At 67.0% G+C, this 23,479-nt stretch carries 29 protein-coding genes; 16 read left to right on the top strand and 13 right to left on the bottom strand.

All coding sequences use genetic code 11. From position 1 onward, the window contains the following. Window position 1: 1 nt before the first annotated feature. On the top strand, window positions 2-862 hold the full coding sequence (locus DV704_RS01175) for an alpha/beta fold hydrolase (protein ID WP_114797723.1): 861 nt from the start codon (window positions 2-4) through the stop codon (window positions 860-862). 6 nt (window positions 863-868) lie between these two features. Here the strand turns inward: DV704_RS01175 and rplT are convergent, their stop codons facing one another. The 3 genes from rplT to DV704_RS01190 all read right to left on the bottom strand — a co-directional run bounded on the left by rplT (window position 869) and on the right by DV704_RS01190 (window position 2,315). Then, entirely contained in the window at window positions 869-1,213 is a 345-nt protein-coding gene (gene rplT, locus DV704_RS01180) for a 50S ribosomal protein L20 (RefSeq protein WP_114797724.1), read from the bottom strand. 11 nt (window positions 1,214-1,224) lie between these two features. Continuing rightward, window positions 1,225-1,425 (bottom strand): 50S ribosomal protein L35, encoded by a 201-nt coding sequence (rpmI, locus tag DV704_RS01185; protein ID WP_114797725.1) that lies wholly within the window; start codon window positions 1,423-1,425, stop codon window positions 1,225-1,227. An 83-nt stretch (window positions 1,426-1,508) separates the two neighbouring features. Continuing rightward, entirely contained in the window at window positions 1,509-2,315 is an 807-nt protein-coding gene (locus DV704_RS01190) for an enoyl-CoA hydratase/isomerase family protein (RefSeq protein WP_114797726.1), read from the bottom strand. Between the two features lie 47 nt (window positions 2,316-2,362). Here DV704_RS01190 and truB point away from each other — a divergent pair, with 47 nt between their 5' ends. Continuing rightward, the gene (gene truB, locus DV704_RS01195) at window positions 2,363-3,292 is read left to right on the top strand and encodes a tRNA pseudouridine(55) synthase TruB (protein ID WP_114797727.1); all 930 of its coding nucleotides are present in this window, start codon (window positions 2,363-2,365) and stop codon (window positions 3,290-3,292) included. Here the strand turns inward: truB and DV704_RS01200 are convergent. Next, on the bottom strand, window positions 3,289-3,735 hold the full coding sequence (locus DV704_RS01200; protein WP_114797728.1) for an Lrp/AsnC family transcriptional regulator: 447 nt from the start codon (window positions 3,733-3,735) through the stop codon (window positions 3,289-3,291). The two genes, truB and DV704_RS01200, sit on opposite strands and share 4 nt — an antisense overlap. Before the next feature lie 110 nt (window positions 3,736-3,845). On the opposite strand from DV704_RS01200, the gene ald reads away from it, so the two are divergent. From ald to DV704_RS01230, 6 genes are all read left to right on the top strand, one after another. Continuing rightward, entirely contained in the window at window positions 3,846-4,949 is a 1,104-nt protein-coding gene (gene ald, locus DV704_RS01205; protein ID WP_114797729.1) for an alanine dehydrogenase, read from the top strand. A 38-nt stretch (window positions 4,950-4,987) separates the two neighbouring features. Continuing rightward, window positions 4,988-5,638, top strand: a complete 651-nt coding sequence (locus DV704_RS01210; protein WP_114797730.1) for a DUF3108 domain-containing protein — start codon at window positions 4,988-4,990, stop codon at window positions 5,636-5,638. A gap of 47 nt (window positions 5,639-5,685) precedes the next feature. After that, window positions 5,686-6,027 (top strand): Asp23/Gls24 family envelope stress response protein, encoded by a 342-nt coding sequence (locus tag DV704_RS01215; RefSeq protein ID WP_114797731.1) that lies wholly within the window; start codon window positions 5,686-5,688, stop codon window positions 6,025-6,027. Beyond that, window positions 6,020-7,618 (top strand): DAK2 domain-containing protein, encoded by a 1,599-nt coding sequence (locus tag DV704_RS01220; RefSeq protein ID WP_114797732.1) that lies wholly within the window; start codon window positions 6,020-6,022, stop codon window positions 7,616-7,618. Before DV704_RS01215 ends, DV704_RS01220 begins: the two co-directional genes overlap by 8 nt. Window positions 7,619-7,991: 373 nt before the next feature. Continuing rightward, a complete protein-coding gene (locus tag DV704_RS01225) occupies window positions 7,992-8,429 on the top strand; it encodes a 3D domain-containing protein (RefSeq protein WP_233498191.1) in 438 nt (145 codons plus the stop codon). A gap of 26 nt (window positions 8,430-8,455) precedes the next feature. Beyond that, a complete protein-coding gene (locus tag DV704_RS01230) occupies window positions 8,456-9,583 on the top strand; it encodes an ABC transporter permease (protein ID WP_114797733.1) in 1,128 nt (375 codons plus the stop codon). Here DV704_RS01230 and DV704_RS01235 read toward each other — a convergent pair. Next, window positions 9,580-10,782 (bottom strand): adenylosuccinate synthase, encoded by a 1,203-nt coding sequence (locus DV704_RS01235; RefSeq protein ID WP_114797734.1) that lies wholly within the window; start codon window positions 10,780-10,782, stop codon window positions 9,580-9,582. The two genes, DV704_RS01230 and DV704_RS01235, sit on opposite strands and share 4 nt — an antisense overlap. Before the next feature lie 248 nt (window positions 10,783-11,030). On the opposite strand from DV704_RS01235, the gene DV704_RS01245 reads away from it, so the two are divergent. Further along, on the top strand, window positions 11,031-12,866 hold the full coding sequence (locus DV704_RS01245) for a transcriptional regulator (RefSeq protein WP_233498192.1): 1,836 nt from the start codon (window positions 11,031-11,033) through the stop codon (window positions 12,864-12,866). 2 nt (window positions 12,867-12,868) lie between these two features. Here the strand turns inward: DV704_RS01245 and DV704_RS01250 are convergent, their stop codons facing one another. Genes DV704_RS01250 through DV704_RS01260 form a run of 3 tightly spaced genes read right to left on the bottom strand, consistent with a single transcriptional unit; the run spans window position 12,869 to window position 14,317 of the window. Continuing rightward, window positions 12,869-13,129 (bottom strand): glutaredoxin family protein, encoded by a 261-nt coding sequence (locus DV704_RS01250; RefSeq protein ID WP_114797735.1) that lies wholly within the window; start codon window positions 13,127-13,129, stop codon window positions 12,869-12,871. Window positions 13,130-13,154: 25 nt separating this feature from the next. Beyond that, entirely contained in the window at window positions 13,155-14,057 is a 903-nt protein-coding gene (locus DV704_RS01255; RefSeq protein WP_114797736.1) for an ROK family protein, read from the bottom strand. Further along, complete coding sequence (locus tag DV704_RS01260) at window positions 14,054-14,317, bottom strand: hypothetical protein (RefSeq protein WP_114797737.1); 264 nt, start codon at window positions 14,315-14,317, stop codon at window positions 14,054-14,056. Before DV704_RS01260 ends, DV704_RS01255 begins: the two co-directional genes overlap by 4 nt. Before the next feature lie 45 nt (window positions 14,318-14,362). Between DV704_RS01260 and DV704_RS01265 the strand changes: the two genes are divergently transcribed. After that, a complete protein-coding gene (locus tag DV704_RS01265) occupies window positions 14,363-15,850 on the top strand; it encodes a YifB family Mg chelatase-like AAA ATPase (protein ID WP_114797738.1) in 1,488 nt (495 codons plus the stop codon). Here the strand turns inward: DV704_RS01265 and DV704_RS01270 are convergent. Beyond that, window positions 15,847-16,245 (bottom strand): type II toxin-antitoxin system VapC family toxin, encoded by a 399-nt coding sequence (locus tag DV704_RS01270; protein WP_114797739.1) that lies wholly within the window; start codon window positions 16,243-16,245, stop codon window positions 15,847-15,849. The two genes, DV704_RS01265 and DV704_RS01270, sit on opposite strands and share 4 nt — an antisense overlap. Then, a complete protein-coding gene (locus tag DV704_RS01275) occupies window positions 16,242-16,511 on the bottom strand; it encodes an AbrB/MazE/SpoVT family DNA-binding domain-containing protein (protein WP_114797740.1) in 270 nt (89 codons plus the stop codon). The genes DV704_RS01270 and DV704_RS01275 overlap by 4 nt, the downstream gene beginning before the upstream one ends. Before the next feature lie 466 nt (window positions 16,512-16,977). On the opposite strand from DV704_RS01275, the gene DV704_RS01280 reads away from it, so the two are divergent. Further along, the gene (locus DV704_RS01280) at window positions 16,978-18,714 is read left to right on the top strand and encodes an ABC transporter ATP-binding protein (RefSeq protein ID WP_233498193.1); all 1,737 of its coding nucleotides are present in this window, start codon (window positions 16,978-16,980) and stop codon (window positions 18,712-18,714) included. Between the two features lie 24 nt (window positions 18,715-18,738). Here DV704_RS01280 and DV704_RS01285 read toward each other — a convergent pair whose 3' ends face one another. The 3 genes from DV704_RS01285 to mgsA all read right to left on the bottom strand — a co-directional run bounded on the left by DV704_RS01285 (window position 18,739) and on the right by mgsA (window position 19,853). Continuing rightward, window positions 18,739-19,113 carry a type II toxin-antitoxin system VapC family toxin gene (locus DV704_RS01285; protein ID WP_114797742.1) on the bottom strand — a complete coding sequence of 125 codons (375 nt, stop codon included), beginning with the start codon at window positions 19,111-19,113 and terminating at the stop codon, window positions 18,739-18,741. Then, a complete protein-coding gene (locus DV704_RS01290; protein WP_114797743.1) occupies window positions 19,094-19,375 on the bottom strand; it encodes a type II toxin-antitoxin system Phd/YefM family antitoxin in 282 nt (93 codons plus the stop codon). Before DV704_RS01290 ends, DV704_RS01285 begins: the two co-directional genes overlap by 20 nt. A 97-nt stretch (window positions 19,376-19,472) precedes the next feature. Beyond that, window positions 19,473-19,853: a methylglyoxal synthase gene (gene mgsA, locus DV704_RS01295; RefSeq protein ID WP_114797744.1), complete on the bottom strand. Its 381-nt coding sequence runs from the start codon at window positions 19,851-19,853 to the stop codon at window positions 19,473-19,475. Between the two features lie 22 nt (window positions 19,854-19,875). Here mgsA and DV704_RS01300 point away from each other — a divergent pair, with 22 nt between their 5' ends. The 5 genes from DV704_RS01300 to DV704_RS01320 are packed head-to-tail and all read left to right on the top strand — an operon-like array spanning window position 19,876 to window position 23,479. After that, window positions 19,876-20,907, top strand: coding sequence for a M20/M25/M40 family metallo-hydrolase (locus DV704_RS01300; protein ID WP_114797745.1), 1,032 nt, complete (start codon window positions 19,876-19,878; stop codon window positions 20,905-20,907). A 9-nt stretch (window positions 20,908-20,916) separates the two neighbouring features. Then, on the top strand, window positions 20,917-21,243 hold the full coding sequence (locus DV704_RS01305) for a nucleotide pyrophosphohydrolase (RefSeq protein ID WP_114797746.1): 327 nt from the start codon (window positions 20,917-20,919) through the stop codon (window positions 21,241-21,243). Beyond that, window positions 21,240-21,824: an MBL fold metallo-hydrolase gene (locus DV704_RS01310; RefSeq protein ID WP_233498194.1), complete on the top strand. Its 585-nt coding sequence runs from the start codon at window positions 21,240-21,242 to the stop codon at window positions 21,822-21,824. The genes DV704_RS01305 and DV704_RS01310 overlap by 4 nt, the downstream gene beginning before the upstream one ends. A 4-nt stretch (window positions 21,825-21,828) precedes the next feature. Beyond that, on the top strand, window positions 21,829-22,734 hold the full coding sequence (locus DV704_RS01315; protein WP_114797747.1) for an ABC transporter ATP-binding protein: 906 nt from the start codon (window positions 21,829-21,831) through the stop codon (window positions 22,732-22,734). After that, window positions 22,727-23,479, top strand: a complete 753-nt coding sequence (locus tag DV704_RS01320; protein ID WP_114797748.1) for an ABC transporter permease — start codon at window positions 22,727-22,729, stop codon at window positions 23,477-23,479. Before DV704_RS01315 ends, DV704_RS01320 begins: the two co-directional genes overlap by 8 nt.

Raw genomic sequence — 23,479 nt, forward strand, 5'->3', positions numbered from 1 at the left:
CGTGCGGGAGGAGATCGACTGGGTAAGGCTGGATGGGGGGGTGGAGGTCTACCTCGAAGACACCGGCCCCCTCTCAGCTCCGGCCATCCTGGTGCTGCATGGAGGGCCAGGGGGCAGCAGCTATGTTTTGCGTGAGGGACTGGGGGAGTGGCTGGAAGATTACCGGGTGCTGTACCTGGACCAGCGGGGTGGGGGCCGCAGCCCCGCTTTGCCCGAAAAACCAGAGTTTTTTACCATAGACGCGCTGGTGGATGACCTGCTGGCCCTAAGAGCCCACCTGGGTCTTTCCCGCTGGACCCTTTTGGGCCATGGCTTCGGCGGCCTGCTGGCCCTGGAGTATGCCCGCCGCTCGCCCGCCACCACCCAGGGCCTGGTGCTGATCAACCCCTGGACCAACTTCCCCTGGCTGGCCACCCAGCTCTACCGGGCCTCGCTGGCGCTGAGGGGGCTGGAGGGGGTGGAGCTGGAGCCCCCCGCCGACGGCACAGCCTTGCTCAGGGAGGCCTTGGCCCAGGTGGAGCCCAAGCTGCTCTTCGATGCGCTGCTCTTTCCCTCCCAGCATAGCCGGTTGGAGTACGAGTGGCTGGCCGAGGGCCACCCCGGCCTGGGGGCCGAGACCCCGGGGCAGATGTTCGTTCTAAACGGGCTCTGGCGGCTCGACTATACCCCCTACCTGCTGGAGGTGAAAATCCCCCCCCGCGTCCTCCTGGGCTCCCGGGACCACAGCAGCTATCCCGAGGCCCAGGTGGTGGCCGACCTCACCGGAGGGTGGCTCGAGGTGCTCGAGGGGGCCGGCCACTATCCCTGGATTGACCAGCCCGAGGCCTTCGCGGAGGCCTTGAGGAGGGCCCTTTCCCTATAGAAGGGCCTAGCGCACCCGGCTGACCAGCTCGGCAAAAGCCTCGGGCTGACGCACGGCCAGATCGGCCAGGATCTTGCGGTCGAGCTCGATGCCGGCCTTTTTCAGTCCATGCATAAAGGTGCTGTAGTTCAGCCCATGCTGGCGGGCCGCGGCGTTGATGCGCACAATCCAGAGCCGCCGCATATCCCCCTTGCGGTTGCGGCGGTCGTCGTAGGAGCGCATGGCCGCGCTGAAAAGGGTCTCGCGGGCCTTGCGGAAACTTTTGGAGCGCAGCCCATAAAAACCCTTGGCTTGCTTGAGGATGGCCTTGTGGCGGCGGCGGCGGACAACTCCGGTTTTAGCCCGTGGCATGCTCTACCCCCTTACACATCGTAGGGCATCAGCCGGTGTACCCGGCGCTCCTCTCCCTTGGCAAAGGTGAAGGGACGCCCCTTGATCCGCCCGCTCTTGCCCGACTTTTGCCAGTTTAGGTGGCGCTTGCCCGGCTTTCTGCCGATAACTTTGCCCGAAGCCGTGATTTTAACACGGTTCTTGGCGCCCTTGTGGGTCTTCATCTTTGGCATACTCGGCTCCTTGCTGCCCAAGTGCCTCCGCAGAGGGCTTGTGAACTCGGCAGCCTTGTGAGTATAGCACAGCGGAGCCTTTTTTACAGGGGGGATTCCTGCTTGAAGCTAGGGGGGCGTTTTTCCCGGAGCGAGGCCAGCCCCTCTCGGGCCTCTGGTCCCAGGAAGCCCAGGAACTCCAGCGCCAGCGAGGTATCGAAGCTGGGCCCAGCCAGCCGCAGCCAGTTGTTGAGGGCATACTTGGTGAAGCGGAGGGCGCTGGGGGCCCCTGCCGCCAGCTTTTGCGCCAGGGCCAGGGCCTCGGGGTAGACCTTTTCATCGTCCACCACCCGGGAGACCAACCCGATGCGCTCGGCCTCCTCGCCTGTAAGGGGTTCGTTCAGGAGCAGGTGGTACTTGGCCTTGGCCAGGCCGCACAGCAGGGGCCAGATGAGGACCGCGTGGTCGCCTGCGGCCACCCCCAGCCGCAGGTGGCCGTCCAGCAGCCGGGCCTTTCTTCCGGCCACGCTGATATCGGCCAGCAGGGCCACCGCCAGCCCGGCCCCCACCGCCGGTCCCTGAATAGCCGAGACAATGGGCTTCCCACAGTTGACCACTCCGTAGACCAGGTCGCGGGCTTCCTTCCAGACCTGGAGGAGCACCCCGTAGTCGGCCATCATCTCCTCGATCATGGCGAAGTCGCCCCCGCTGCTAAAAACCCCCCCCTCGCCCCGTACCAGCACCGCCCGGATTCGCGGGTCTTGGTCTATGTCGCGCCACACGTAGGCCAGCTCGCGGTGGGCTGCGTGGTCCACTGCGTTTAGACGGCCGGGGTTGGAGAGGATGAGCTCGAGCACCCCCTCGCTCGGGTGGGCGAATTTGAGCCGCTGGTAGCCCTGGGTCCAGTCCATGCCCCGAGTTTACCGGAGGCTGGATTTCTCGGGTAAAATCCGCTGGCATGGCGCTTTACGCGGTCAACAAGCCCCTGGGCCAGACTTCCCACGACGTGGTGGACCGGCTGCGGGCGCTTTTGGGCACCCGCCGGGTGGGCCATACCGGTACCCTGGACCCCCTAGCGACTGGGGTGTTGGTGCTGGCTACGGAAGCCTCTACCAAGCTGGTGCCCTTTTTGTCGGCGGAGGAAAAGGAGTACCTGGCCTGGGTCTCCTTCGGGGCCACCACCCCGACCCTGGATGCCGAAGGGCCGGTGGTGGAGGAGAGCCCCCATCGCCCCACCCCGCGCGAGATCGAAGCGGTTCTCCCAGAGTTCCTGCGCCTCACCGAGCAGATTCCCCCGGCCTACTCTGCGGTCAAGGTGGGGGGGGTAAAGGCCTACGAGGCCGCCCGCAAGGGGGCGCCCCTGGAGCTCTCGCCCCGGCCGGTGAGGTACCTCGAGGCCACCCTGCTGGCCTTTGACCCTGCCCCTGTGCCCCACCGCATCGCCCCCTCGGCCGCCGGCTGGCAGCCTGCCGAGCGGGGCCGCCGGGTGGAGCTGCCCAAGCCCCTGGGCCCCTACCCCACCGCGGTCATCCGGCTGGTGGTGGGCCCTGGCACCTACGTGCGGGCCTTTGCCCGCGACCTGGGCCACCGGCTTGGCACCCAGGCCTTTTTGTCGGGCCTGGTGCGCACCCGGGTGGGAAGGGTAGGGTTGGAGCTGGCCCAGGAGCTGGAAAGTTTGGATGCAGGGCGGACGCTGGAGGTGCTCGAGGTCCTCTCCTGCCCCAGCGTGGAACTCTCCCATACCGAGGCCCGGCGGGTGATGGAGGGGATGCCCCTGCCCATTCCGGCCAAGGGGCTGGTGGCCTTGCTGGGGCCCAAGCGCCGTTTGATTGCCATAGCCGAGGGGGATGGGTTCAAACTGCGCATCCGCCGGGTGTTCAAAGACTAGAGCGCGAACACCTCCTTGAGGATGGGCTGGGAGAGCACCACCATGGTGCGGGTGCTGCCGTAGATGCCAATCTGGCGAATCAGGGCCTGCAGCTCCTCTACATTGCGCACCATCACCTTGACCACAAAAGAGGCCTCCCCGGTAACGAAATAACAGGCCCGCACCTCCTCGGTGCTGCGGGCAAACTCCAGCATCTGCTCATAGCGGTGGGGTGGGGTGGCCACCTCGATCAGGGCGGTGACGCTATAGCCCAAGGCTCCGGGGTTGACCCGCGCCCCGTAGCCAACAAGGATGCCCGCGTCCTCCAGCCGGCGAACCCGCTCGCTCACTGCAGGGGTGGAAAGCCCTACCCGGCGGCCCAGCTCGCTGTAGGAAAGCCGCCCATCCTCCTGCAGCGCGCGCAGGATGGCGCGGTTGAATGGGTCTAGCAGTTTGTTAGCCATAAGGTTCATTATGGCTTAGGAATGTCAACTCTGATTGCGGAATTTCCTTTGAACCTTGCTTTTTTTTGAGCTGTCCTGCGCCTAAGCTTGAGGAAAGCGAGGGGTGAACCATGACGATTGGGGTACCCAGGGAGATCAAGACGCTCGAGAACCGTGTGGCCCTTACCCCCGGGGGTGCGGCCAGCCTGGTGCGCCGGGGACACCGGGTTTGGGTCGAACGCGGGGCTGGATTGGGTTCGGGGATTCCCGATGCGGAGTACGAGAGGGCTGGGGCTGAGCTGGTGGACCAGGCGGAGGCCTGGAGCGCCGACCTGGTGGTCAAGGTCAAGGAGCCTATTGCCGAAGAGTACCGCTACTTGCGCAAGGACCTGATTCTCTTCGCCTATCTGCACCTGGCTGCAGATGAGGCCCTGACCCGGGCTTTGTTGCAGGCCGGCACCACCGCCATCGCCTACGAGACGGTGCAGCTTCCGGACGGCACCCTGCCCCTTTTGGTGCCCATGAGCGAGGTGGCCGGGCGGATGGCCCCCCAGGTGGGGGCCTGGGCCCTGGAGAAGCCCCACGGGGGCCGGGGGGTGTTGCTGGGCGGGGTGCCGGGGGTAGCCCCGGCTAGCGTGGTGATTCTGGGCGGGGGGGTGGTAGGGACCAACGCCGCCAAGATTGCGTTGGGCATGGGGGCCCAGGTGACTGTTCTGGACGTTTCTAAGTCGCGCCTCCAGTACCTGGACGACGTGTTCGGCGGGCGGCTTATTACCCTGGCCTCCACCGAGGCCAACATAGCCTCCTCCATTCGCCACGCCGACCTGCTGATAGGCGCGGTGCTGATTCCGGGGGCCAAAGCCCCCAAGCTGGTCACCCGTGAGATGCTCGCCACCATGAAGGAGGGGGCGGTTATTGTGGACGTAGCAGTGGACCAGGGCGGCTGCGTGGAGACCATCCGCCCCACCACCCATGCCAACCCCACCTATGTGGTGGACGGGGTGGTGCACTACGGGGTGGCCAACATGCCTGGGGCTGTGCCCCGCACCTCCACCTTTGCCCTCACCAACCAGACCCTACCCTACCTTCTGCGGCTGGCCGAAAAGGGGCTGGAGGCCTTGAAGGAGGACCCCGCGCTCCTCCAGGGGCTCAACACCCACCAGGGGCATCTTACCTGCCGGGGGGTGGCGGAGGCCTTTGCCCTGCCCTACACCGTGCCTGAGCGGGTATTTTGAGGGCTGCTTTCCGCCTGGGGTGCGCTACCCTGGGGTCTATGCGTGGGCTTGCTCTTTTGGGAGTGGCCGGTTTGTCCCTGGCCCAGGCGGTGCCCTGGGCGCCGGCAGAGCAGCTGGCCTATCGGCTTTCTTGGCAGGGTGTGGACGTGGGTCGGGTGTATTTGGTGGCGGAAGAGGCGGGGGAGGGATGGCGTTTCCGCTTCCGCCTCGAGCCCACCGGGCCAGCCCGGTGGCTGGGCTATGGCCTCGAGGCCGAAAGCCGGGTGGGGCCTGAACTTTTCACCACCCAGTTTCGCCAGACCCTCTCCGAGCCTTTCCGGGGAACCACCCGGCTTTTCTTTCAGCAGCAAGATGGGAAGGGCTGCTGGGCCACGGTCGTCCACCCCGATGGCAAGGAGACCACCTGGAAAAGCCCCCACGAGGACGTTCTGGATAGCCTGGCCCTTCTCTATTACCTGCGCCTTTACCCCGAAATCCGGCAGGTTAGGGTGGTGGACTACTACCAGATGGTGCAGGGGCGGCTCGAGGTTTTGCAGGGTAGGGGCCTTATGGGCTATCGCTTTGCCCGCGACGATGTCTATATCGAGGCCTGGTACCGTTCCAACGCGCGCCGTACCCTGGTTCGGCTGGTGTTTGGGCGGGACTTCGGGCGTCTGGAGGCGGTGTTGTTGGAGGACAATGGCAGCTAGGGGTCCCAGGCTTCCTCTAGGGTAAAGTAACTAGCTGGAGGCCAACCTTGAGAGGCAACATCACCGTGACCGAAGGCGCCCTGGCCACCATCCTAGGCCTGGCGGCGCACGAAGTGCCGGGGGTAGTGGGTATGAGCCCGGCGGGCATCCGGGAGTCCATCAGCCGCATCCTGGGTAAAAGCGAGGCCAGCGAGGGGGTGGTGGTCAAGCCCGACCCTGCCGAACCCGGTAGGTATCAGGTAGACCTGTACGTGGTGGTGGCCTTTGGGGCCCGCATACCCGCTGTGGTGGACAGCATTGCCGAGCGGGTGCGCTGGGCGGCCAGGAGCCTAGCCGGTGCCGAGCTCTCCTCGGTGCGGGTGCACGTGGTGGGGGTGAGCCGTGGCTAGGGCGCTTCTGCCTGCCGAGCTGGCGCAGGCCTTCCGTTACGCCACCGATTGGTTTGCGGTTTATCTGGAAGAGATCAATGCCCTCAACGTCTACCCGGTGCCCGACGGCGATACCGGCACCAACATGCACCTCACCCTCCAATCGGTGCGGCGGGAGCTGGACCTGGTGGACACCCAGAAGATGGGGGAGGTGGCCCGGGCCATCAGCTACGGCTCGCTCCTCGGGGCTCGAGGCAACTCGGGGGTGATCACCTCGCAGATCCTGAAAGGTTTTGCCGATGCCATCAAGGAGGCCCAGGCGATCTCCCCCAATTTGCTGTCCAAAGCTTTGGAGGAGGGCTCCCGCACCGGCTACAAGGCGGTGATGAAGCCGGTGGAGGGCACCATCCTCACCGTCTCCCGGGCGGTGGCCGAGGGGGCCCGCCAGGCGGTGGAGGCGGGGGCCGAGACCCTGGAGGAGGTGCTGGAGCAGGCTTTGCGCCAGGGGCGCGAGGCCTCCGACCGCACCCCCGAGCTGCTGCCGGTGCTGAAGCAGGCCGGGGTGGTGGACGCGGGGGGGGTGGGTCTGCTGCGCTTCTTGGAGGGGCTGCAGGGCTATCTGCTGCAAAAACCTTTGCCAGAGCCTCCCAAGGTGGAGCGGTACGCCCAGACCGTCTTCGAGGAGGAGAACTTTGGCTACTGCACCGAGTTTTTGATGGATGGGGTGCAGGAGCCCATCGAGAAGATTCGGGCGGAGGTGGCCGCGTTTGGCGATTCCCTGCTGGTGGTGGGGGCCGAGGGGTACGTGAAGGGCCACATCCACACCAACGACCCCGACGGCCTCTTGGCCCGGGTGGCCCGTTACGGCCGGATGCTCCGCACCAAGGTGGAGGATATGTCGCAGCAGCACAGCGAGATCCTCGCCATGGCCGGGGCTGCCGATGAGCCCCCTCCGCCCACAGGCCTGGTGGCGGTGGCCAACGGCTGGGGGTTGGTCAAGGCTTTCCGGGGCTTCGGGGCCCGCGTGGTGGCAGGGGGACAGACCGCCAACCCCAGCGTGCAGGATATTCTGGACGCGATCAGGAGCCTTCCCAATCCGCAGGTGATCGTGCTGCCGAACAATAGCAACGTGATTATGTCGGCTGAGCAAGCAGCCCGGCTGTCCCAGGGGAAGGTGGTCCACGTGATTCCCACCCGCACCCTGGGCCAGGGGCTCGCGGCCTCGGTGCTTTACCAGGCCGAGCGCCCGGCAGCGGAGCTCCTGCCTGAGATGGAGGAGGCGGCGAGGCGGGTGGTGACGCTCGAGGTCACCCGCGCAAGCCGCAGCGTGGAGATTGGGGGGGTAAGCGTGGCAGAGGGACAACCCATCGGCCTGCGCGACGACAAGCTGGCTTTGGCTGCTGCGACCCCGGAGGAAGCTCTCTTCGATATGGTCCATCTGGCCGCCCAGGATGGGGATTTTGAGCTTCTTACCCTGTTTTATGGACCTGCGGTAACCAAAGAAGCCCTGGAAGCCCTGACCCGGCGCTTGGCCGAGGCCTTCCCCGCCTATAGCCTCGAGGTGCACCCCGGCGCGCCCGACCTTTACGACTACCTGGCCGTTTTGGAGTAGGCCTGGGCTGAGCAGAGCCCGCGTCCGCTCTGCCCTTTGCCGACGGGCAGGCATCCCTTGCCGGGGCCCGTCGGCGTTGCATTTGGCGTGCCCGGACGTGATTGAGAAAGGCGTGTTCCGCGGGAATTTTCTCGTCGGGTAAGGGACGACCCCCTTTGGGTTGCGTCAGGGGGCAGTCAGAGGAATGATGAGAAACTCAAAGGAACGCTTTAGTTATTTTTCATAAACCTGGGCCTCAATCGAGGCCCGTTCTTTCAGGGATGTCGGCGCGCCCCGCGGTTATGTACGGGGCGGGGCGGGGAAGAAAATGAGAATCGTTGCCTCCCTTTCTAAGGGAAGCCGGGAACACCCCCCCTACCCTTGTTGGGGAGTTATGAAAGGCGCATTTCGCTGGTTCATTCCTGCTTTGCTGGGGCTTGTTTTGATTTTTGGCGCGGGTTGGGCCCAGGCCCCCAAGGTGTTCGTGCTCAAGGCCACGGCCTATACCTCTTCGGTGCGTGAGACCGATAGCACCCCCTTCATCACCGCCACCGGTGCGCGCACCCGCATCGGCATCATCGCGGTAAGCCGGGATATGCTGCGGGAGTTGCCCTACGGCTCTAAGGTGATGCTCGAGGACCTGGGTACCCCCAGCGGCAAGGGTCGGGGGCGCTTCAACTACCTGTTTCGCGACCGGGTCTTCGTCGTGGAGGACACCATGCACCCCCGCAAGCGCGAGCAGATCGACGTGTGGCTGCCCGACCGCAGCACCGCCATTCGCTTTGGGGTGCGCAACGTGCGGGTAACCGTAATTCAGCGGGGCCGGGGGTAGGATGGTGGGGGTGTAGCCAACCCCCTATGCGCTTCGTCTGGTTTCTTGCCCTCCGCCACCTGCGCCACCGCCGCACCCAGAGCCTCATCAGCCTCCTGGGGGTGGCGGTGGGCATCATGGTTCTCACCACGGCCCTATCGCTCACCAACGGCTTTATCAAAGGGCTGGTGGAGGCCACCCTCAAGGCCGTGCCCCACCTCTACCTGCAGAGCCTGGACCCCGAGCACAGCCCCCCGCCTTCACCCCACCCCGAGGTGGTGGCGCAGGCCCCAGTACTCCTCACCAAGGCCCTCTTGACCCGCCGGGCCGAGGCGGGCCGCGGCGCGGGGGCCGATTTCGCCACCTTGATCGGCCTGGGGGCGGGGGGGGCAGGCGTTTACCCTGAGCTCGAGCTAAAGCGGCTCAGGCCCGGGACCATCGTGCTGGGCAGTGCCCTGGCCCGGAGCCTGGGGGCCTACCCGGGCGACCGGCTCTTTTTGGTCTCCATCAACCAGAAGCGCATAGAGCTGGAGGTGGTGGGCACCTTTCAGACCGGAAACTACCTCCTCGACGCAGGCTTTGCCTTCACCACCCTGGAGGATACCCGCGCGCTGATGGAAGCCCCTGCAGCCCTCTCGGGCTACCAGCTCCGCCTGCGCGACCCCGAAAAAGCCCCCGAGGTGGGGATGGCCCTGGCGGGCCGCCACTACTTTCCCCAGACCTGGCAGGCCAGCAACCGTACCCTCATTGAACAACTAGCCCTGCAAAAACGGGTGATTGGGATTGTGGTCTTTTTGATCGTGGTGGTGGCTGCCCTGGGTATGGCCAGCGTGCTGGTGCTCACAGTGATCGAGAAGACCCCGGAGATTGCCCTTCTGCGGGTGATGGGGGCCCGGGCCGCCCAGGTGGCCGGGGTGTTCGCCCTGGAGGGGCTGGTGCTGGGCACGCTGGGGATTATCCTTGGCAACCTGCTGGGCTACGGTCTTTCGCGCTACTTCGCCTGGCGCCCGGTCGAGATACCGGGCGAGCTCTACTTCCTCACCCGCCTGCCGGTGGAGATCAGGGCGGGAGACTTCGTCTGGGTTTCCGCCATGAGCCTCCTGGTGGTGCTGCTGGCCTCGCTTTTGCCCTTGTGGCGGGCTTTGCGGGTGAAGCCGGGGGAGGTTCTGCGCTAGACCCAGCTCACCGCGCCAAAGGTGTCCTCCCGGCGTGGGCTGGTGGAGAACATCACCACCGGGGTCTCGGTGTAGTCCTCTATCAGGGCGATGAACTGCTTGACGCTTTTGGGCAGCTGTTCGCGGCTTCTGATTCCCGAAAGGTCGCCCCAGCCGGGGATTTCCACATACTTCACGCTGCCGTCCTCCCTGTGCTCGATGCCCACCTTGACCACCGGGAAGCCCGAAAGCACGTCCAGCTTGGTGATGACCAGGCCGTCGAAGCCGTTGACCTCGCAGGCGTACTTGAGCAGTACCAGGTCGAGCCAGCCGGTGCGCCGGGCGCGGCCGGTGGTCACGCCGAACTCGCCGCCTTTTTGCCGTAAGAGTTCATCTTCCTCGCCGTGCAGTTCGGTGGGGAAAGGGCCGTTGCCCACCCGGGTGGCGTAGGCCTTGGCCACCCCGTAGACCTTGTTGATGGCCTTGTGGTTGACCCCGGCCCCGACCAGGATGCCCCCCACGGTGGGGTGGGAGCTGGTCACGTAGGGGTAGTCGCCGTAGTTGAGGTCGAGCATGGTGGCCTGGGCCCCCTCGAAAAGCACCCTCTTGCCGTGCTTGATGGCTTCCCGCAGCAGGCGGCCGGTGTCGGCGATGTGGGGGGCCAGGATCTCGCGCATGCGGTGAAGGTCGGCCAGGGCCTTCGCAGGGGTATCCCAGCCTGCTTCGCGGGTGGAGTTGGGCTTCTCCGCCAAAAGGGTCTCGACCCGCTCCTCGAGGACGGCCTCGTTCAGGAGGTCCCCCACCCGGATGCCCACCCGCCGGGCCCGGTCGGAGTAGGCCGGTCCGATGCCCCTTCGGGTGGTGCCCACGAAGTTGTTGCGCGACTCCACGTGCTTGTGGTGGGGTAGCACCAGGTGGGCTTTTTCGGAGACCAGCACTTTGGGTTCCAGTCCCTCGGCCCGGATGCTTTCCAGCTCCTCGGCGAAGCGAAAGGCGTCGATCACCATGCCATCGCCCAGGATGTTCACCGCTTGGGGGTGGATGACCCCGGTGGGCAGGAGGTTGAGCTTGAAGGTCTTGCCCTGGGCTACCACGGTGTGGCCCGCGTTGGCCCCTCCCTGGTAGCGCACCACGAAGTCGGCGCTTTCGGCCAGGGCGTCGGTCACCTTACCTTTTCCTTCGTCGCCCCACTGGGCCCCGATGATAGCGATTCCCGGCACGAGATATAGCCTAAGGCCAAAGCCCCAAAGCGAAAAGCCTTCGGGTGGGGTGTGCATTTTGCACAGGTGTGTGAGCGCGGGTGTGTTACCCTCACCCTAGTGTAACGGAGGAGTTCACGTTTGGATAAAGCCAGTACGCAAGCCCAACCTGTTCGCTTGTCTTTCTGCCGGGGAGCCGGCCGGGGGAGATGTTCTTTGGGGTGCTTCGGCCAGGCTGCCCTATAGGGATTTCGGAGGGAGTGTGCGTTATGAGAGGAGGTCCCATCCAGCTTAAGCTTTGGGGGCCGGCCCGGCTAGAGTACCAGGGCCGGGAGATCAAGCTGCAGCGCAAGGGCTTGGCCATCCTGTACTACCTGGCCCTGGAGGGTGCCACCCGGCGCGAGGTGCTGGCCGACCTGCTCTGGGGCCACTCGGCGGCCTCGCAGAACCTGCGGGTTGAGTTGCACCGCCTGGGTCAGGCCCTGGCCCCGCTGGGCTACACCCTGTTCAAGCCAGGGGAGGACCCGCTGCAGCTTCCGCCCTTCATCACCCTCGACCGCACGCCGGGGCCGGGGGTGCCTATGGAGGGGCTGGAGGAGCTTTCGGTGGAGTTTAGGGCCTGGCTCGAGGGCCAACGCTCACAGCTTATGGCCAGCAGCTCCGGTACCGTGGGCCGCGAGCGGCTGGTGCAAGAGATAGCCGCGCAGCTCACCCTGCCTGCGGTGCTCATCCTGATGGGCCGCCCTGGCTCTGGCCGCACGGCTTTTGCCCAGGCTTTGGCCAAGGCCCTGAGCATGCCTTTTCTGGAGGGGCCGCGGGGGGGAGGCCGGGTCCTGCACTACCTTCGCCCCCCCTACAACGATGTCTCTATTGAGCGCATCCTGACCGACCGGGAGGGGCTTTGGGTGGTGGAGCGCTCAGCCTATGGGGAGGACCCCCGGCTGGTTTTGGAGCTCAGGAGCCACTACCCGGCCGAGCGCACCCGCTACATCACCCTACCGCCCTTGTCCTGGGCCGAGGCCCGGGCTTCCCTGCTGGCCACCCTGCCCTTCGCCCAGGCTGCCCGGCTTTACCTGGCCTCGGGGGGGTCTCCCGGCCATCTGCGGGAGCTTTTAGCGGTGCCCCAGAATGGGCGGGAGACGCCCTTGCCCCAGCGGGTGCGGGCCCAGGTGCAGCTCGAGGCCCGCATGCTTTCGCTGGAAGCCAGGCTGGCGCTGGAGCGGCTCTCGGTGCACCCGGGCCCTTACAGCCAGGGTTTGCTGGATGCGCTGGAGGCCACGCCTTATCTGGATGAGCTAGAGCGCCGCGGCTGGCTCGTGTACAACGGCCAGTGGCAGTTCTCCGATGACGCCAGCCGCCGGGTGCTCTACTTGGGGCTTCAGCCAGGCCGCCGCCAGCAGTACCACCGCCAGGCTGCGCTGCAGTGCGCCATGGAGGAGCAGCGCATGGCCGAAGCCTACCACCGCCTGATGGCCGGCGACACCGCCGACTGGGGCAGCTTTGTAAACGCTTTGCCGGGCTGGACTCGCCACGGGCTCAAGGCCTGGCTGGGCATGCATGAACCCCTTTCGGCGGAGCCGGGTCTCAGCCTGGTGCCGCGGGGCGCTGAGCTGGCCCTTTTGGAAGAGGCCCGCTTTGGGCCCGGTTTTGAGGTCGAGGGCCGCCGTGTGCGCTGGGTGCGCACCCCTTCCATGGGCACCGCCTCCGGCATCATCTGGGCCAGCCACGATGAGCCCTCGCTCCTGCACCTCAAGGGGCACGCCTATGTGGAGAACCCTTTGGGGGTAGGCATCTCGGGTCGGGCTGCGCCCCTTATGCTCGAGATCCAGGAGCCCCGCGAGGCCCGGGTCATCTTCCTCTCCGGGGTGAGGGCCGGGGCCTTGGCCGACAACGCGCTGCTTCTACCCCTCCCGGAGGAGGTGGATGTCTGGTTCCGGGTGCCGGCTGGGGCCAGCCTCCGCCTGACCAGCAGCGCCGAGAGCGCCCTGATCGACCTAGAGGCCATCTCCTACCGCATTGCTCCGCCCAGCCAGGCTATCTCGGCCCCGGTGGTGGAGGTGTACGAGTTTTTTCGTAGTGCGGTAGAAGCCGCGCGGCGGACCTAAGGCTACTTCGGCTGGGGGTGCAGGCCCACCTCCTCGAGCCAACCCCTGAGCCTTGCCGGGGAAAAGCGGCTCAGGGAGATGGCGTGGGGACCATAGACCAGGGTGGGCACGCTGCGCTTGCCCTGGTTGAGCTGCATCACCCGCTCAGCCGCCTCGGGTTCGCGCTCGATGTCTATCTCGGTAAAGGGCAGGCCTAGGTTGGCGAGGGCCTGTTTGGCTGCACGGCAGTCGGGACACCAGGCGGTGGTATACAGCACGATCATACCCAAGGGGAGTATAGCAGGAGCCTCAGACCTCGCCCACCTCAAGCGCCGCGGTAAGGGCTGCCCCCAGGAGGCCAGCCTCGCCGCCCAGTTGGGCTAGGCGGATGGGCGGGGCAATCCAGTTTTCCATGTAGCGTCGGTAGCTGCGCTCAACCTCTTCTAAATAGGCAGGCCCTGCGTTGAGGGCGATTCCTCCGCCCAGCACCACCACCTCGGGGTCGTAACACTTGACCAGTGAGGCCAGGGCAATTCCCACCCAGCTCGCTGCCTGAAGGACGATGCGGGCGGCCTGGCGGTCGCCCTGCTGAAAGCGGGCGAACAGCTCGTAGGTGCTCACCTCGCGCTTGAAGCTGGCCAGGGCCATGCGTTCCATGGCCGGCCCGGTGGCCAGGGCCTCCAGGCACCCATCCAGCCCACAGCCGCAGGTTGGGCCCCCGGGCAGCACGGTGATGTGCCCAATCTCGCCCCCCTGACCATGGGCGCCGCGCAGCACCCGATTGCCCCACACAAAGCCGCCGCCCACCCCGGTGGAGACGGTCATGAAGAGGCTGCTCTCGGCCCCTCGGGCCGCGCCCAGCAGGTGCTCGGCCAGGGCTGCGGCATTAGCGTCGTTTTCTACGTAGACCCTGTAGCCGGTGGCCTCCTCCAGGCGCTCTACCAGAGGAAAATCGGTAAAGTTGGCGATGTTGGGGGTGAACTTGACCCGGCCCCGCTTGAAGTCTAGGGGGCCTGGGGTACCGAGGCCAATGGCCTTCACTGTCTCCCCGCTGGCCTCGATGGCCTGCCGGGCGGCCTCGGCCATGGCCTGGACGACAGCGTTGCCCCCCTCCTCAGGGGTGGGTACGGTCACTCGGGAGCGGATGGCCCCATCTTTGAGCACCCCGGCCAGAATCTTGGTCCCGCCTAGGTCGATGCCCACTACGCTCATGGTGTTTCTCCTTGTGCGTCGCGCTCGAGGATGAGCACCGCCTCCCGGTAGAAGGCCTCGGGTATCCACAGCCCTACCTGCCCGGTGTAGACGCCCAGGTAGGCTTCAGGAAGGCCCAGAAAGGGGGTTTCGAGATGGACCGGGATGCCCTTCTGTTCCAGCCGGGCCCTAATACCCTCGGCCACCAGCCGCGGCGCGGAGAGTAGCAGCGCGTAGGTCACCTCGCCCAACTGCCGCTTTGGGGGGGCTTCCTCCAGCATCGCTCCTAAGCATAGCAGCCCGAGGCAGTAAGCTAGGGGGGCTGTATGCTGGCCCAGGTGCGCACCTACAGCCTGTTTGGTCTGGAGGCCCTGCCGATCACGGTGGAGGTCGATATCTCAAAGGGCATGCCCTCCTACGCCCTGGTGGGCCTGCCGGACAAGGCGGTGGAGGAGAGCCGGGAAAGGGTGCGGGCCGCCCTGAAGAACGCCGGCTTCCCCTACCCCCAGGCCCGGGTGGTGGTGAACCTGGCCCCGGCGGAGCTCCGCAAGGAGGGGAGCCACTTTGACCTGGCCATCGCCCTAGGCCTCCTGGCGGCCCAGGGGGTGGTGCCCCTCGAGGCCCTCGCCCCCTTGGCCGTGGCCGGGGAGCTGGGCCTGGACGGGAGCCTGCGCCCGGTGCCTGGGGCGGTGAACCTGGCCCTGGGGGCCCTGGCGGAGGGGCGCGGGCTCCTCCTACCCATGGAAAGCGCCCAGGAAGGGGCCCTGGTGGAGGGGGTGGCGGTGTACGGGGCAAAGGACCTGCGGGAGGCCGTGGCCTTCCTGCGGGGGGAGGAGGCCCTGGAGCAGGCCAAGCCCGGGGACCCTCTGGAGGAAGCCCCTCTCTTGGACCTGCGGGACGTGAAGGGCCAGGCCAAGGCCAAGCGGGCCCTGGAGATCGCCGCCAGCGGCCACCACCACCTCCTCCTGGTGGGAAGCCCGGGCTCGGGCAAGACCATGCTGGCCCGGCGCCTCCCCCACCTCATGCCCCCCCTGGCCCAGGAGGCGGCCTTAGAGGTCACCCGCATCCACTCCGCCGCCGGCCAGGCCCTAAAGGGGCTCATGCGCACCCCTCCCTTCCGCGCCCCCCACCACACGGTGAGCTACGCCGGCCTCATCGGGGGCGGGGCCATCCCCAAACCGGGGGAGGTCTCCTTAGCCCACCGGGGGGTGCTCTTCCTGGACGAGTTTCCCGAGTTTTCCCGGGATGCCCTCGAGGCCCTGCGCCAGCCCCTGGAGGACGGGGTGGTGACCATCGCCCGGGCCCGGGCCAGCCTCACCTTCCCCGCCCGCTTCCTCCTGGTGGCGGCCATGAACCCCTGCCCCTGCGGCTGGCACGGGGACCCCGAACGCCCCTGCACCTGCACCCCCGGCACCCGCCAGCGCTACGCCGGCCGCATCTCTGGCCCTCTCCTGGACCGCTTCGACCTGGTGGTGGAGGTTCCCCGGCTCACCCCGGAGGAGCTCGCCCGCGCCCCGGAGGGGGAGTCCACCGCAGTGGTGCGGGAACGGGTACTGGCCGCCCGGGAACGTATGCTCTCCCGCCAGGGCAGGCCCAACGGGGAGCTCTTCGGCCGCGCCCTGCGCCAGCACACCGCCCTTTCCCCCGCCTCCCAGGCCCTCCTGCAGGCGGCCGCCAAGCGCCTGGCCCTCAGCGCCCGCGCCTACGACCGCATCCTCCGGGTGGCGCGCACCATCGCCGATCTGGCGGGCTCCGAACACATCCAAGAGGAGCACCTGGCCGAGGCGCTGACCTACCGGCGGGGTATGCCTTAACGCACCACCCGCACCTCAACCCCCACGTCCAGGTTGCTCCAGGCGGTGTCGGTGGTGAGGGCTGGCAGTTTTAGCCGCATGGCCAGGGCCAGACAGACCCGATCCCCCAGGGATAGCCCATGGGCTTTAGTCAAAGGGCGTAGGGCAGCCACCCGCAGGGCATCCTCGGGGCCGAAGGGCACCACCTCCAGCACACCCCCCAGCAAACCCTGCTCCACCAGGGCTTGCTCCAGCAGACGTGCGTCCTGGCGCCAATCGGCCACCTTGCTGTAGACCTCGGCCAGATTGACGGCGCTAATGAAGCCACCCCCGACCATCTGCCCAGCCACTGCCTCGGCCCCCGCCTCCTGGTTGAGGTAGGCCAGCAAGGCCGAGGCATCCAGCACCACGCTCATTCCTGCAGGGCCTCCCTGCGCCGTTCCTGAATCAGCTCCTCGGCCAGGGCTTTCCCTTTCAGGGCCGGATAGAGGCGCTGCAAGAGGCCCTTATTCCCCATCACAACTTCCTCCGCCTTGACCAGCTCGATCACCCCATCGTCCCGCAGCCGCAGCAGCAGGCGATCCCCCTCCCGCAGCCGCAGAACCCGGCGCACCTCAGCGGGCAGCACCAGACGGCCCTTGACTCCTAGCTGTACAGCCTGCTGAACCGCGGGGTGTTTCATGCCTCGATCGTACCACGGTTTGAAATGTTCCACTTTGCCGATGCGGGTCTCGGCAAACTTGGTTGTTCATGTTCCCGCAACAACCGCACCAAGCGAAAGCCCAGCATTCGTTCTCAAAGCTCGTGCAGCTTGCTATACTCCCCTCATGGACGCCCTATAGGGGTGAGGCTGCTATAGCGAGGTCCTCGTGCAGGCCCAGGCGGGGGGTGCAATGACGACCGTCCTAACCCTGCCGGCGCTGGGTGAGGGCGAAACCCTCGCCGCTCTGGAAGAATCTCTGCCCCCCTGCTGACCCACGAGACCCCCGGTGTCGTTATGCAACTCAGCATGCAGCGTACCGCAGGAAATATGCGGGTGGTTCCAGAAGCCGTTCATTCCCTCTTCGACCAGGTGGTGAGCATCGATCTCGAGGGGAGGGTGGTTCCAACTGGATAGACGCCCCCTTTGGCCCCTGTTGCTCCCGGCATTGCGGCACATCTTTCGCGCCGCCCCCGGGGAAAGCACCCTCCTGCTGCTCCTCCTGGCCCTGGGGGGGTTGGTGCCGGTGGCGGTGCTGGGTCTGACCCGCCTGCTGGTGGACACCCTGGTGGCTGCCCTGGGGGGCGGCTCCCTGACTCCAGCCCTTCTCTGGCCACTGGCAGGGCTAGCCCTGCTGTTTGCCCTGGACTTCCTCCTCACACCCTGGGTGGCCTACCTACAGGGCTCGGTGAACGAGAAGCTCACGGCCCGGGTGCACCTGCTCTTGATGGAGAAGGTAGCCAGCACACCGGATCTCACCCCCTTTGAAGACCCCCGCTTCCACGACGAACTCCAGGTGCTGCGCGACCAGGCCCCCTACCAGCCCCTCAACCTGCTGGTCTTTCTGGGCAACGCCTTTCGGGGAGGCCTCACCGTGGCCGGGGTGCTGTTTTTACTCTTCACCCTAGCCCCCTTCTTCCCTCTGCTGCTGCTGCTGGCCACCCTGCCCCAGGCCTGGCTCACCTTCCGGCTCCAGAAGGGGGTATGGGAGGCTCTGCTTTTTGGGGCGCCGGAGGCCCGACGGATGCGCTACTTCGCCGAGGTGCTCCTGAGCCCCGATGGGGCCAAGGAGGTGCGGCTCTTTGGCCTGTTGCCTTTCTTTCGTGGGCGCTACCTCGAGGCCTTCCACACCCTCTACCAGACCCTGCGCCGCGCCCGAACCCGCCAGGCCCTGGGGGCCAGCCTTTTGGTGTTGCTGAGCGCCCTCTTCACCGCCCTGGCGCTTTTCCTGGGGCTGCGCCAGGTTCTTCTGGGAACGAGCGGGCTGGGCAGCCTGGTGCTCCTGTTGCAGTCGGTGGGGAGCCTACAGCAGAGCCTGTATGGCCTGGTTCAGGACGGGGGGATGCTCTACGAGAGCCTCTTGTACTTTGAACGGCTCGAGGGGTTTCTGGCCCGGCCTACCACCCTGGCGGTGTCCGAGAGCGCCCAGGCGGTGTCGGGGTTTGCCGAGATCCGTTTTGAGGGGGTGGGGTTCTGCTACCCCGATGGCCGGCGAGCGCTGGAGGGGGTCTCCTTCACCTTGCGCAAAGGGGAGCGGCTGGCCCTGGTAGGCGAGAACGGGGCGGGCAAGACCACCTTGGTCAAGCTCTTGCTCCGCTTCTACGACCTCGGCGAAGGCCGCATCCTGGTGGACGGGGTGGATCTTCGGGAACTGGATCTAAAGGCCTGGCGCCGGCAGGTGGCCGCCGTCTTCCAAGACTTCGGTCGCTACGCCCTCACCCTGGAGGAGAACATCGCCCTCGCCGACCCCGAACACCCCTCCGACCCCCAGCGCCTGGAGGAGGCCGCCAAGGCCGGTGGGGCCTGGGCGTTGGTGGAGCGGCTGGGCCTTGGGGCCCTCCTTTCCCGCTCCTTTGGGGGCACCGAGCTCTCCTTGGGGGAGTGGCAGCGGGTGGCCCTTTCGCGTGCTTTCTTCCGTCAGGCAGAGCTTCTCATCCTGGACGAGCCCACGGCCTCCCTGGACCCCAAGGAGGAGGCCCACCTCTACGGGCGTTTTGCCGAGCTGGCCCGGGGCAAAACGGTGCTCCTCATTACCCACCGCCTGGGCTCGGTGCAGATGGCCGACCGGATTCTGGTGCTCCGCCAGGGGCGGCTGGTGGAGGAGGGAACCCACCAGGCCCTTCTAGAGCGGGGCGGTCCCTACGCCGAGCTTTGGCGGCTGCAGGCCGAGCCCTACCGCTCCTAGGGAGGGACCAAACCGTTCTTGCCCTCAGACCCTAACCACTAGGCGGCCATAAGGGGCCAAGGCTCTGTCTGCGCTCACCAGCCTCAATCCCTCCACCATGGCCTGGGCCAGCAGGATGCAGTCAAAGGGGTCGCGGTGGTGCCGGGGCAGATCCCGCACGGCCATGGCGTGGACCGGGGTGATGGGTAGGTGGACAAAACCCTGCTCCTCCACCACCTCCAGAAAACCCTCCGGCATCCGTAGCTTACCCAGGGAAACCTTTAGCGCCAGCTCCCAGGTGGTGGCAGCGCTTACAAAAACCTCATCGGCCCGCTCAATCAGCCTGCGGGCCCTGGGGGAGAGTCTTTTGTCATCAGAAAGCCACCACAGCACGATGTGGCTATCCAGAAGCAGGTTCAACCGAGCCCTCCTCCATCATCCGGGCCATCTCGGCATTGGGTTCATCAAAGTCCGGGGCCATCCAGACCTTCCCTTTCCAAACCCCAGGCACCCGCTTGGGCTTGGTGGGGGCCCCAGGCGGCACCAGCTTGGCCACCACCCGGCCATACCGGCCGATCCATATCTCCTCCCCCCGCTCAACCCGGGCGATCAACCGGGAGAGCTGGGCCTTGGCCTCGGCGATGCTGACCAGCTTTTTTCCCAGATGCTTGGGCTTGGGCATGGTGAAGACCCCCCTAGGATAAAAGTTATGACCACATTTGGTCAACATTAAGGGGTGGACCGGAAAGGGGTGCCGCTGGTCCGCCCTCCCCCAGGGGCTATCCGGGAACCTGGGCCGCCAGCCAGGGGATGAGGGCCTCCGCCGCCCCCCGGTTGGTGGCCAGGGGCACCCCGTGGACGTCGCAGACCCGGAGGAGGGCCTGGACGTCGGGCTCATGGGGCTGGGCGGTGAGGGGGTCGCGGAAGAAGAGGACGGCCAGCACCCGTCCCTCCGCCACCCGGGCCCCGATCTGCTGGTCGCCCCCCAGAGGCCCCGAGAGCACCCGCTCCACAGGAAGCCCCGTGGCCTCGGCGATGCGCTCCCCCGTGGTGCCCGTGGCCAGCAGGGGGAAGCGGGCCAAAAGGTCCCGGTGGCGCTGGCAGAAAGCCACCATCTCCGCCTTCTTGGCATCGTGGGCGATGAGGGCCAGGGCCTTCATGGGGAGATTGTATGCTCTCCCCATGGACTACGCGCCCGACCTAGCCTTTCTGGAAAACCTCCTTCTGGCCGTGGGCCCCTCGGGGTTTGAGGAGGAGGCGGCGGAGGTCTTCCTGGAGAAGGCCAAGACCTTCGCCCAGGCCGAAAGGGACCGGCACGGCAACGCCTACGCCCGCCTCAACCCCGGGGGCAGGCCCAAGGTGCTCCTCCTGGGGCACATGGACGAGATTGGGGTAATCGTGAGCCACGTGGAGGAGGGGGGCTTCCTGCGCCTCAAGCCCCTGGGGGGCTGGGACCCCCAGGTCCTGGTGGGCCAGCGCCTCAGGTTTTTGGGCAAACGGGGGCACGTGCTGGGGGTGGTGGGCCGCAAGGCGGTGCACGTGCTCAAGGAAAGGGAGCGCAAGGAGGCGGTGGCCCTGGAGGACCTCTTCGCGGACATCGGGGCAAAGGACCGGGAGGAGGCCCTGGCCCACCTCGAGGTGGGGGCGGTGGGCGTCCTGGACCAGGCCCCCCAGTGGCTTCTGGGGGAGAGGCTGGTCTCCAAGGCCCTGGACAACCGCCTGGGGGCCTTCGTGGTGCTGGAGGCCCTCCGCCTCCTCCAGGGGCGCACCCAGGCGGAGGTGGTGGCGGTGGCCACGGTGCAGGAGGAGATCGGGGCCTTCGGGGCCCGCACCGCCGCCTTCCGCGAGGCCCCCGACCTGGCCCTGGTGGTGGACGTGCACCACGACGGCACCACCCCCGGGATGGACAAGGCCCGGGTGGGGGAGGCGGCCCTGGGCAAGGGGGTGGTGCTGGACACCGGCCCCTTCGTGGACCGGGAGGTCTTCCTGGGCCTAAGGCGGGCGGCGGAGGCGGAGGGCATCCCCTATGTGCTCCACGCCCACGGGCGCTTCTCCGGCACCGATGCAGACGAGGTGGCCAAGGTGCGGGAGGGTATCCCCACGGGCATCCTCTCCATCCCCCTGCGCTACATGCACTCCCCGGTGGAGATGGTGGACTTCAAGGACGTGGAGCGGGCGGTGCGGCTTCTGGCTGCCTACGTGGCCCGGCTTTAGGGGGTGGGCATGGAAGGCAGCCTCACCTTCAAGGAAGCCCAGCGGCTGGTGGACGAATGGATTGGCCAGTTCAAGGAGGGCTACTTCCCTCCCCTCCTCATGCTGGCCCGCCTCACCGAGGAGCTGGGGGAGGTGGCCCGGGTCCTGGCCCACCGCCACGGCAAGAAGCCCAAACCCGGGGAGGAGGAAGGGGACTTGAGCATGGAGCTGGCCGACCTCCTCTTCGTCCTCCTCTCCCTGGCCAACCGGGAGGGGATTGACCTGGAGGAGGCCTTCCTGAAGGCCATGGCCAAGTACCGCTCCCGGGATAGCGGGCGCTGGACGAAAAAAGAATGAAGCCCCTGCCGGTGCTGAACGTGGGCTACCGCTCCACCAACTACTGGCTGGTGGGGGAGGGTCCCAAGCGCCTCCTGGTGGACCTGGGCTGGCCCGGCACCCTGGGGGCCCTGAGGATGGCCCTGCGCCGGGCCGGGGTGGGCCTGGAGGCGGTGGGCTACGGCCTGGCCACCCATTACCACATAGACCATGCCGGCCTGGCCCAGGAGCTTAAGGAGGCGGGCATGACCCTTTTGGTCATGGAAACCCAGGTGGCGGCCATCCCCGAGATGAAGCGCTGGACCAAGCCCCAGGACGGCTACCGGGAGATCCGGCCCCAGGGGAACCGGATTTTGGGCTTTGGGGAAAGCCGGGCCTTTTTGGAGGCCTTGGGCATCCCCGGGGAGATCCTCCCCACCCCCGGGCACACGGCGCACTGCGTAAGCCTGCTTCTGGACGATGGCCGGGCCTTCACCGGCGACCTCCCTCCTGAGGAGGGGGCCTGGGACAACCCCCTGGCCCTCCAGAGCTGGGCCCTCCTGCGGGCCCGGGGGGCAAAGTGGGTGTATCCCGGGCACGGGCCGGTGCGCCCCTTAGAATGAGCCCATGGACAATGCCCTCCTCGAGGCCCACGGGCTTCACAAGCGGTTTGGGGCCCTGGAGGCGGTGAAGAACGTAAGCCTTGCCCTCCGCCCCGGGGAGGTCCTGGCCTTCTTGGGCAAGAACGGGGCCGGCAAGACCACCACGGTGAAGATCCTCTCCAGCCTCCTCCTTCCCGACCGGGGGGAGGTGCGCCTCCTGGGGAAAGACCCCTTCAAGGACCCCTGGGCTCTGCGCCACCTGGGGGCGGTGCTGGAGGGGAACCGCAACGTGTACTGGCGGCTTACCCCCCTGGAGAACCTGGTCTACTTCGGGGTGGCCCGGGGGTTGCGCCTGGCCTCGGCCCGGAAGCGGGCCCTGGCCCTTCTGGAGGAGTACGGCCTTTTGGACAAAGCCCAGGTGGAGGTGCGCCACCTCTCCCGGGGCATGCAGCAGAAGCTGGCCCTCCTCCAGGCCCTCATCCACGACCCCGAGGTGCTCCTCCTGGACGAACCCACCCTGGGCCTGGACGTGGAAACCGCCCTTTTGGTGCAGGAGAAGGTGCGGGCCCTGGCCCGGGCGGGCAAGGCCCTCCTCCTCACCACCCACCAGCTGGAGGTGGCCGAGGCCCTGGCCGACCGGGTGGCCATCATCCACCGGGGGGAGGTGGTGCTGGTGGAGGACAAGGAACGCCTCCTGGCCCGCTTCGCCGGGAACCACTACGTGCTGGAGCTGGAGTCCCCTCCCCCTCCCGCGGTCCTGGCCCGGCTCCGGGCCCTGGGGGTGGAGGGGGAAGGGCCCTTCCTCTTCCGGGGGGACGGGGAGGCCCTGTGGCAGGTGCTGGAAGCCCTAAGGCCCCTGCCCCTCAAGCGGGTGGCCCGGGCGGAAGCGGACCTTCTGGAGGTCTTCTTGAAGGTGGTGGGCCATGCTTGAGCTTTTCCTGGCGGAATTCTGGCGAAACCTCCTGAGCCTGCGCCGCTACCCCATGGAGCTTTTGGGCGGGGTGGTCACCCTGAGCCTCATCTTCTACCTCCTCTTCCTGGGGGCCCGCTTCCTGGCCGGGCCTGGGGCGGAGTTCGGCGGCAGGCTGGAAGCGGTCTTGGTGGGCTACCTCCTCTGGACCTTCACCCTCTTCGCCTACAACAGCCTCTCCTTCGGCCTCATGGAGGAGTCCCAGACGGGCACCCTGGAGCAGGTCTTCCTCACCCCCTATGGCCCCATCCCCCTCTTCCTGGTGCGCAACCTGGCGGGGCTTTTCGCCCAGGGGATTCTGGTCTTCCTCATCGCCCTGGTGCTCATGGCCCTCACCGGGGCCCGGCTCTCCTTCGCCCCCCTGGTGGTCCTGCCCTTTTTGGCGGTGCTCCTGGGGGGGTACGGGCTGGGCTTCGCCATGGGGGCCCTCGCCCTCCTCTACAAGCGCATCGGGCAGCTTCTGGGCCTCTCCCAGTTCCTCCTCCTCTTTCTCCTGCAGGCCCCAGGGGGCTTCCCCTTCTCCTTGTTGCCCCTGGCCCCGGGGGCCGCCCTGGCCCGGGAGATGCTGGCAGGAGGCGCTCCCCTGGAGGCCACCGCCCTCCTTCCTGCCTTCCTGAACGGCCTCTTCTACCTGGCCCTGGGGCTTTTCCTCTTCCGCCGAGCGGTGGGCCGGGCCAAGCGGCTTGGGCTTCTCCATGGGTATTAG

This window comes from Meiothermus sp. QL-1 (genome assembly GCF_003351145.1).
Classification (GTDB): domain Bacteria; phylum Deinococcota; class Deinococci; order Deinococcales; family Thermaceae; genus Meiothermus.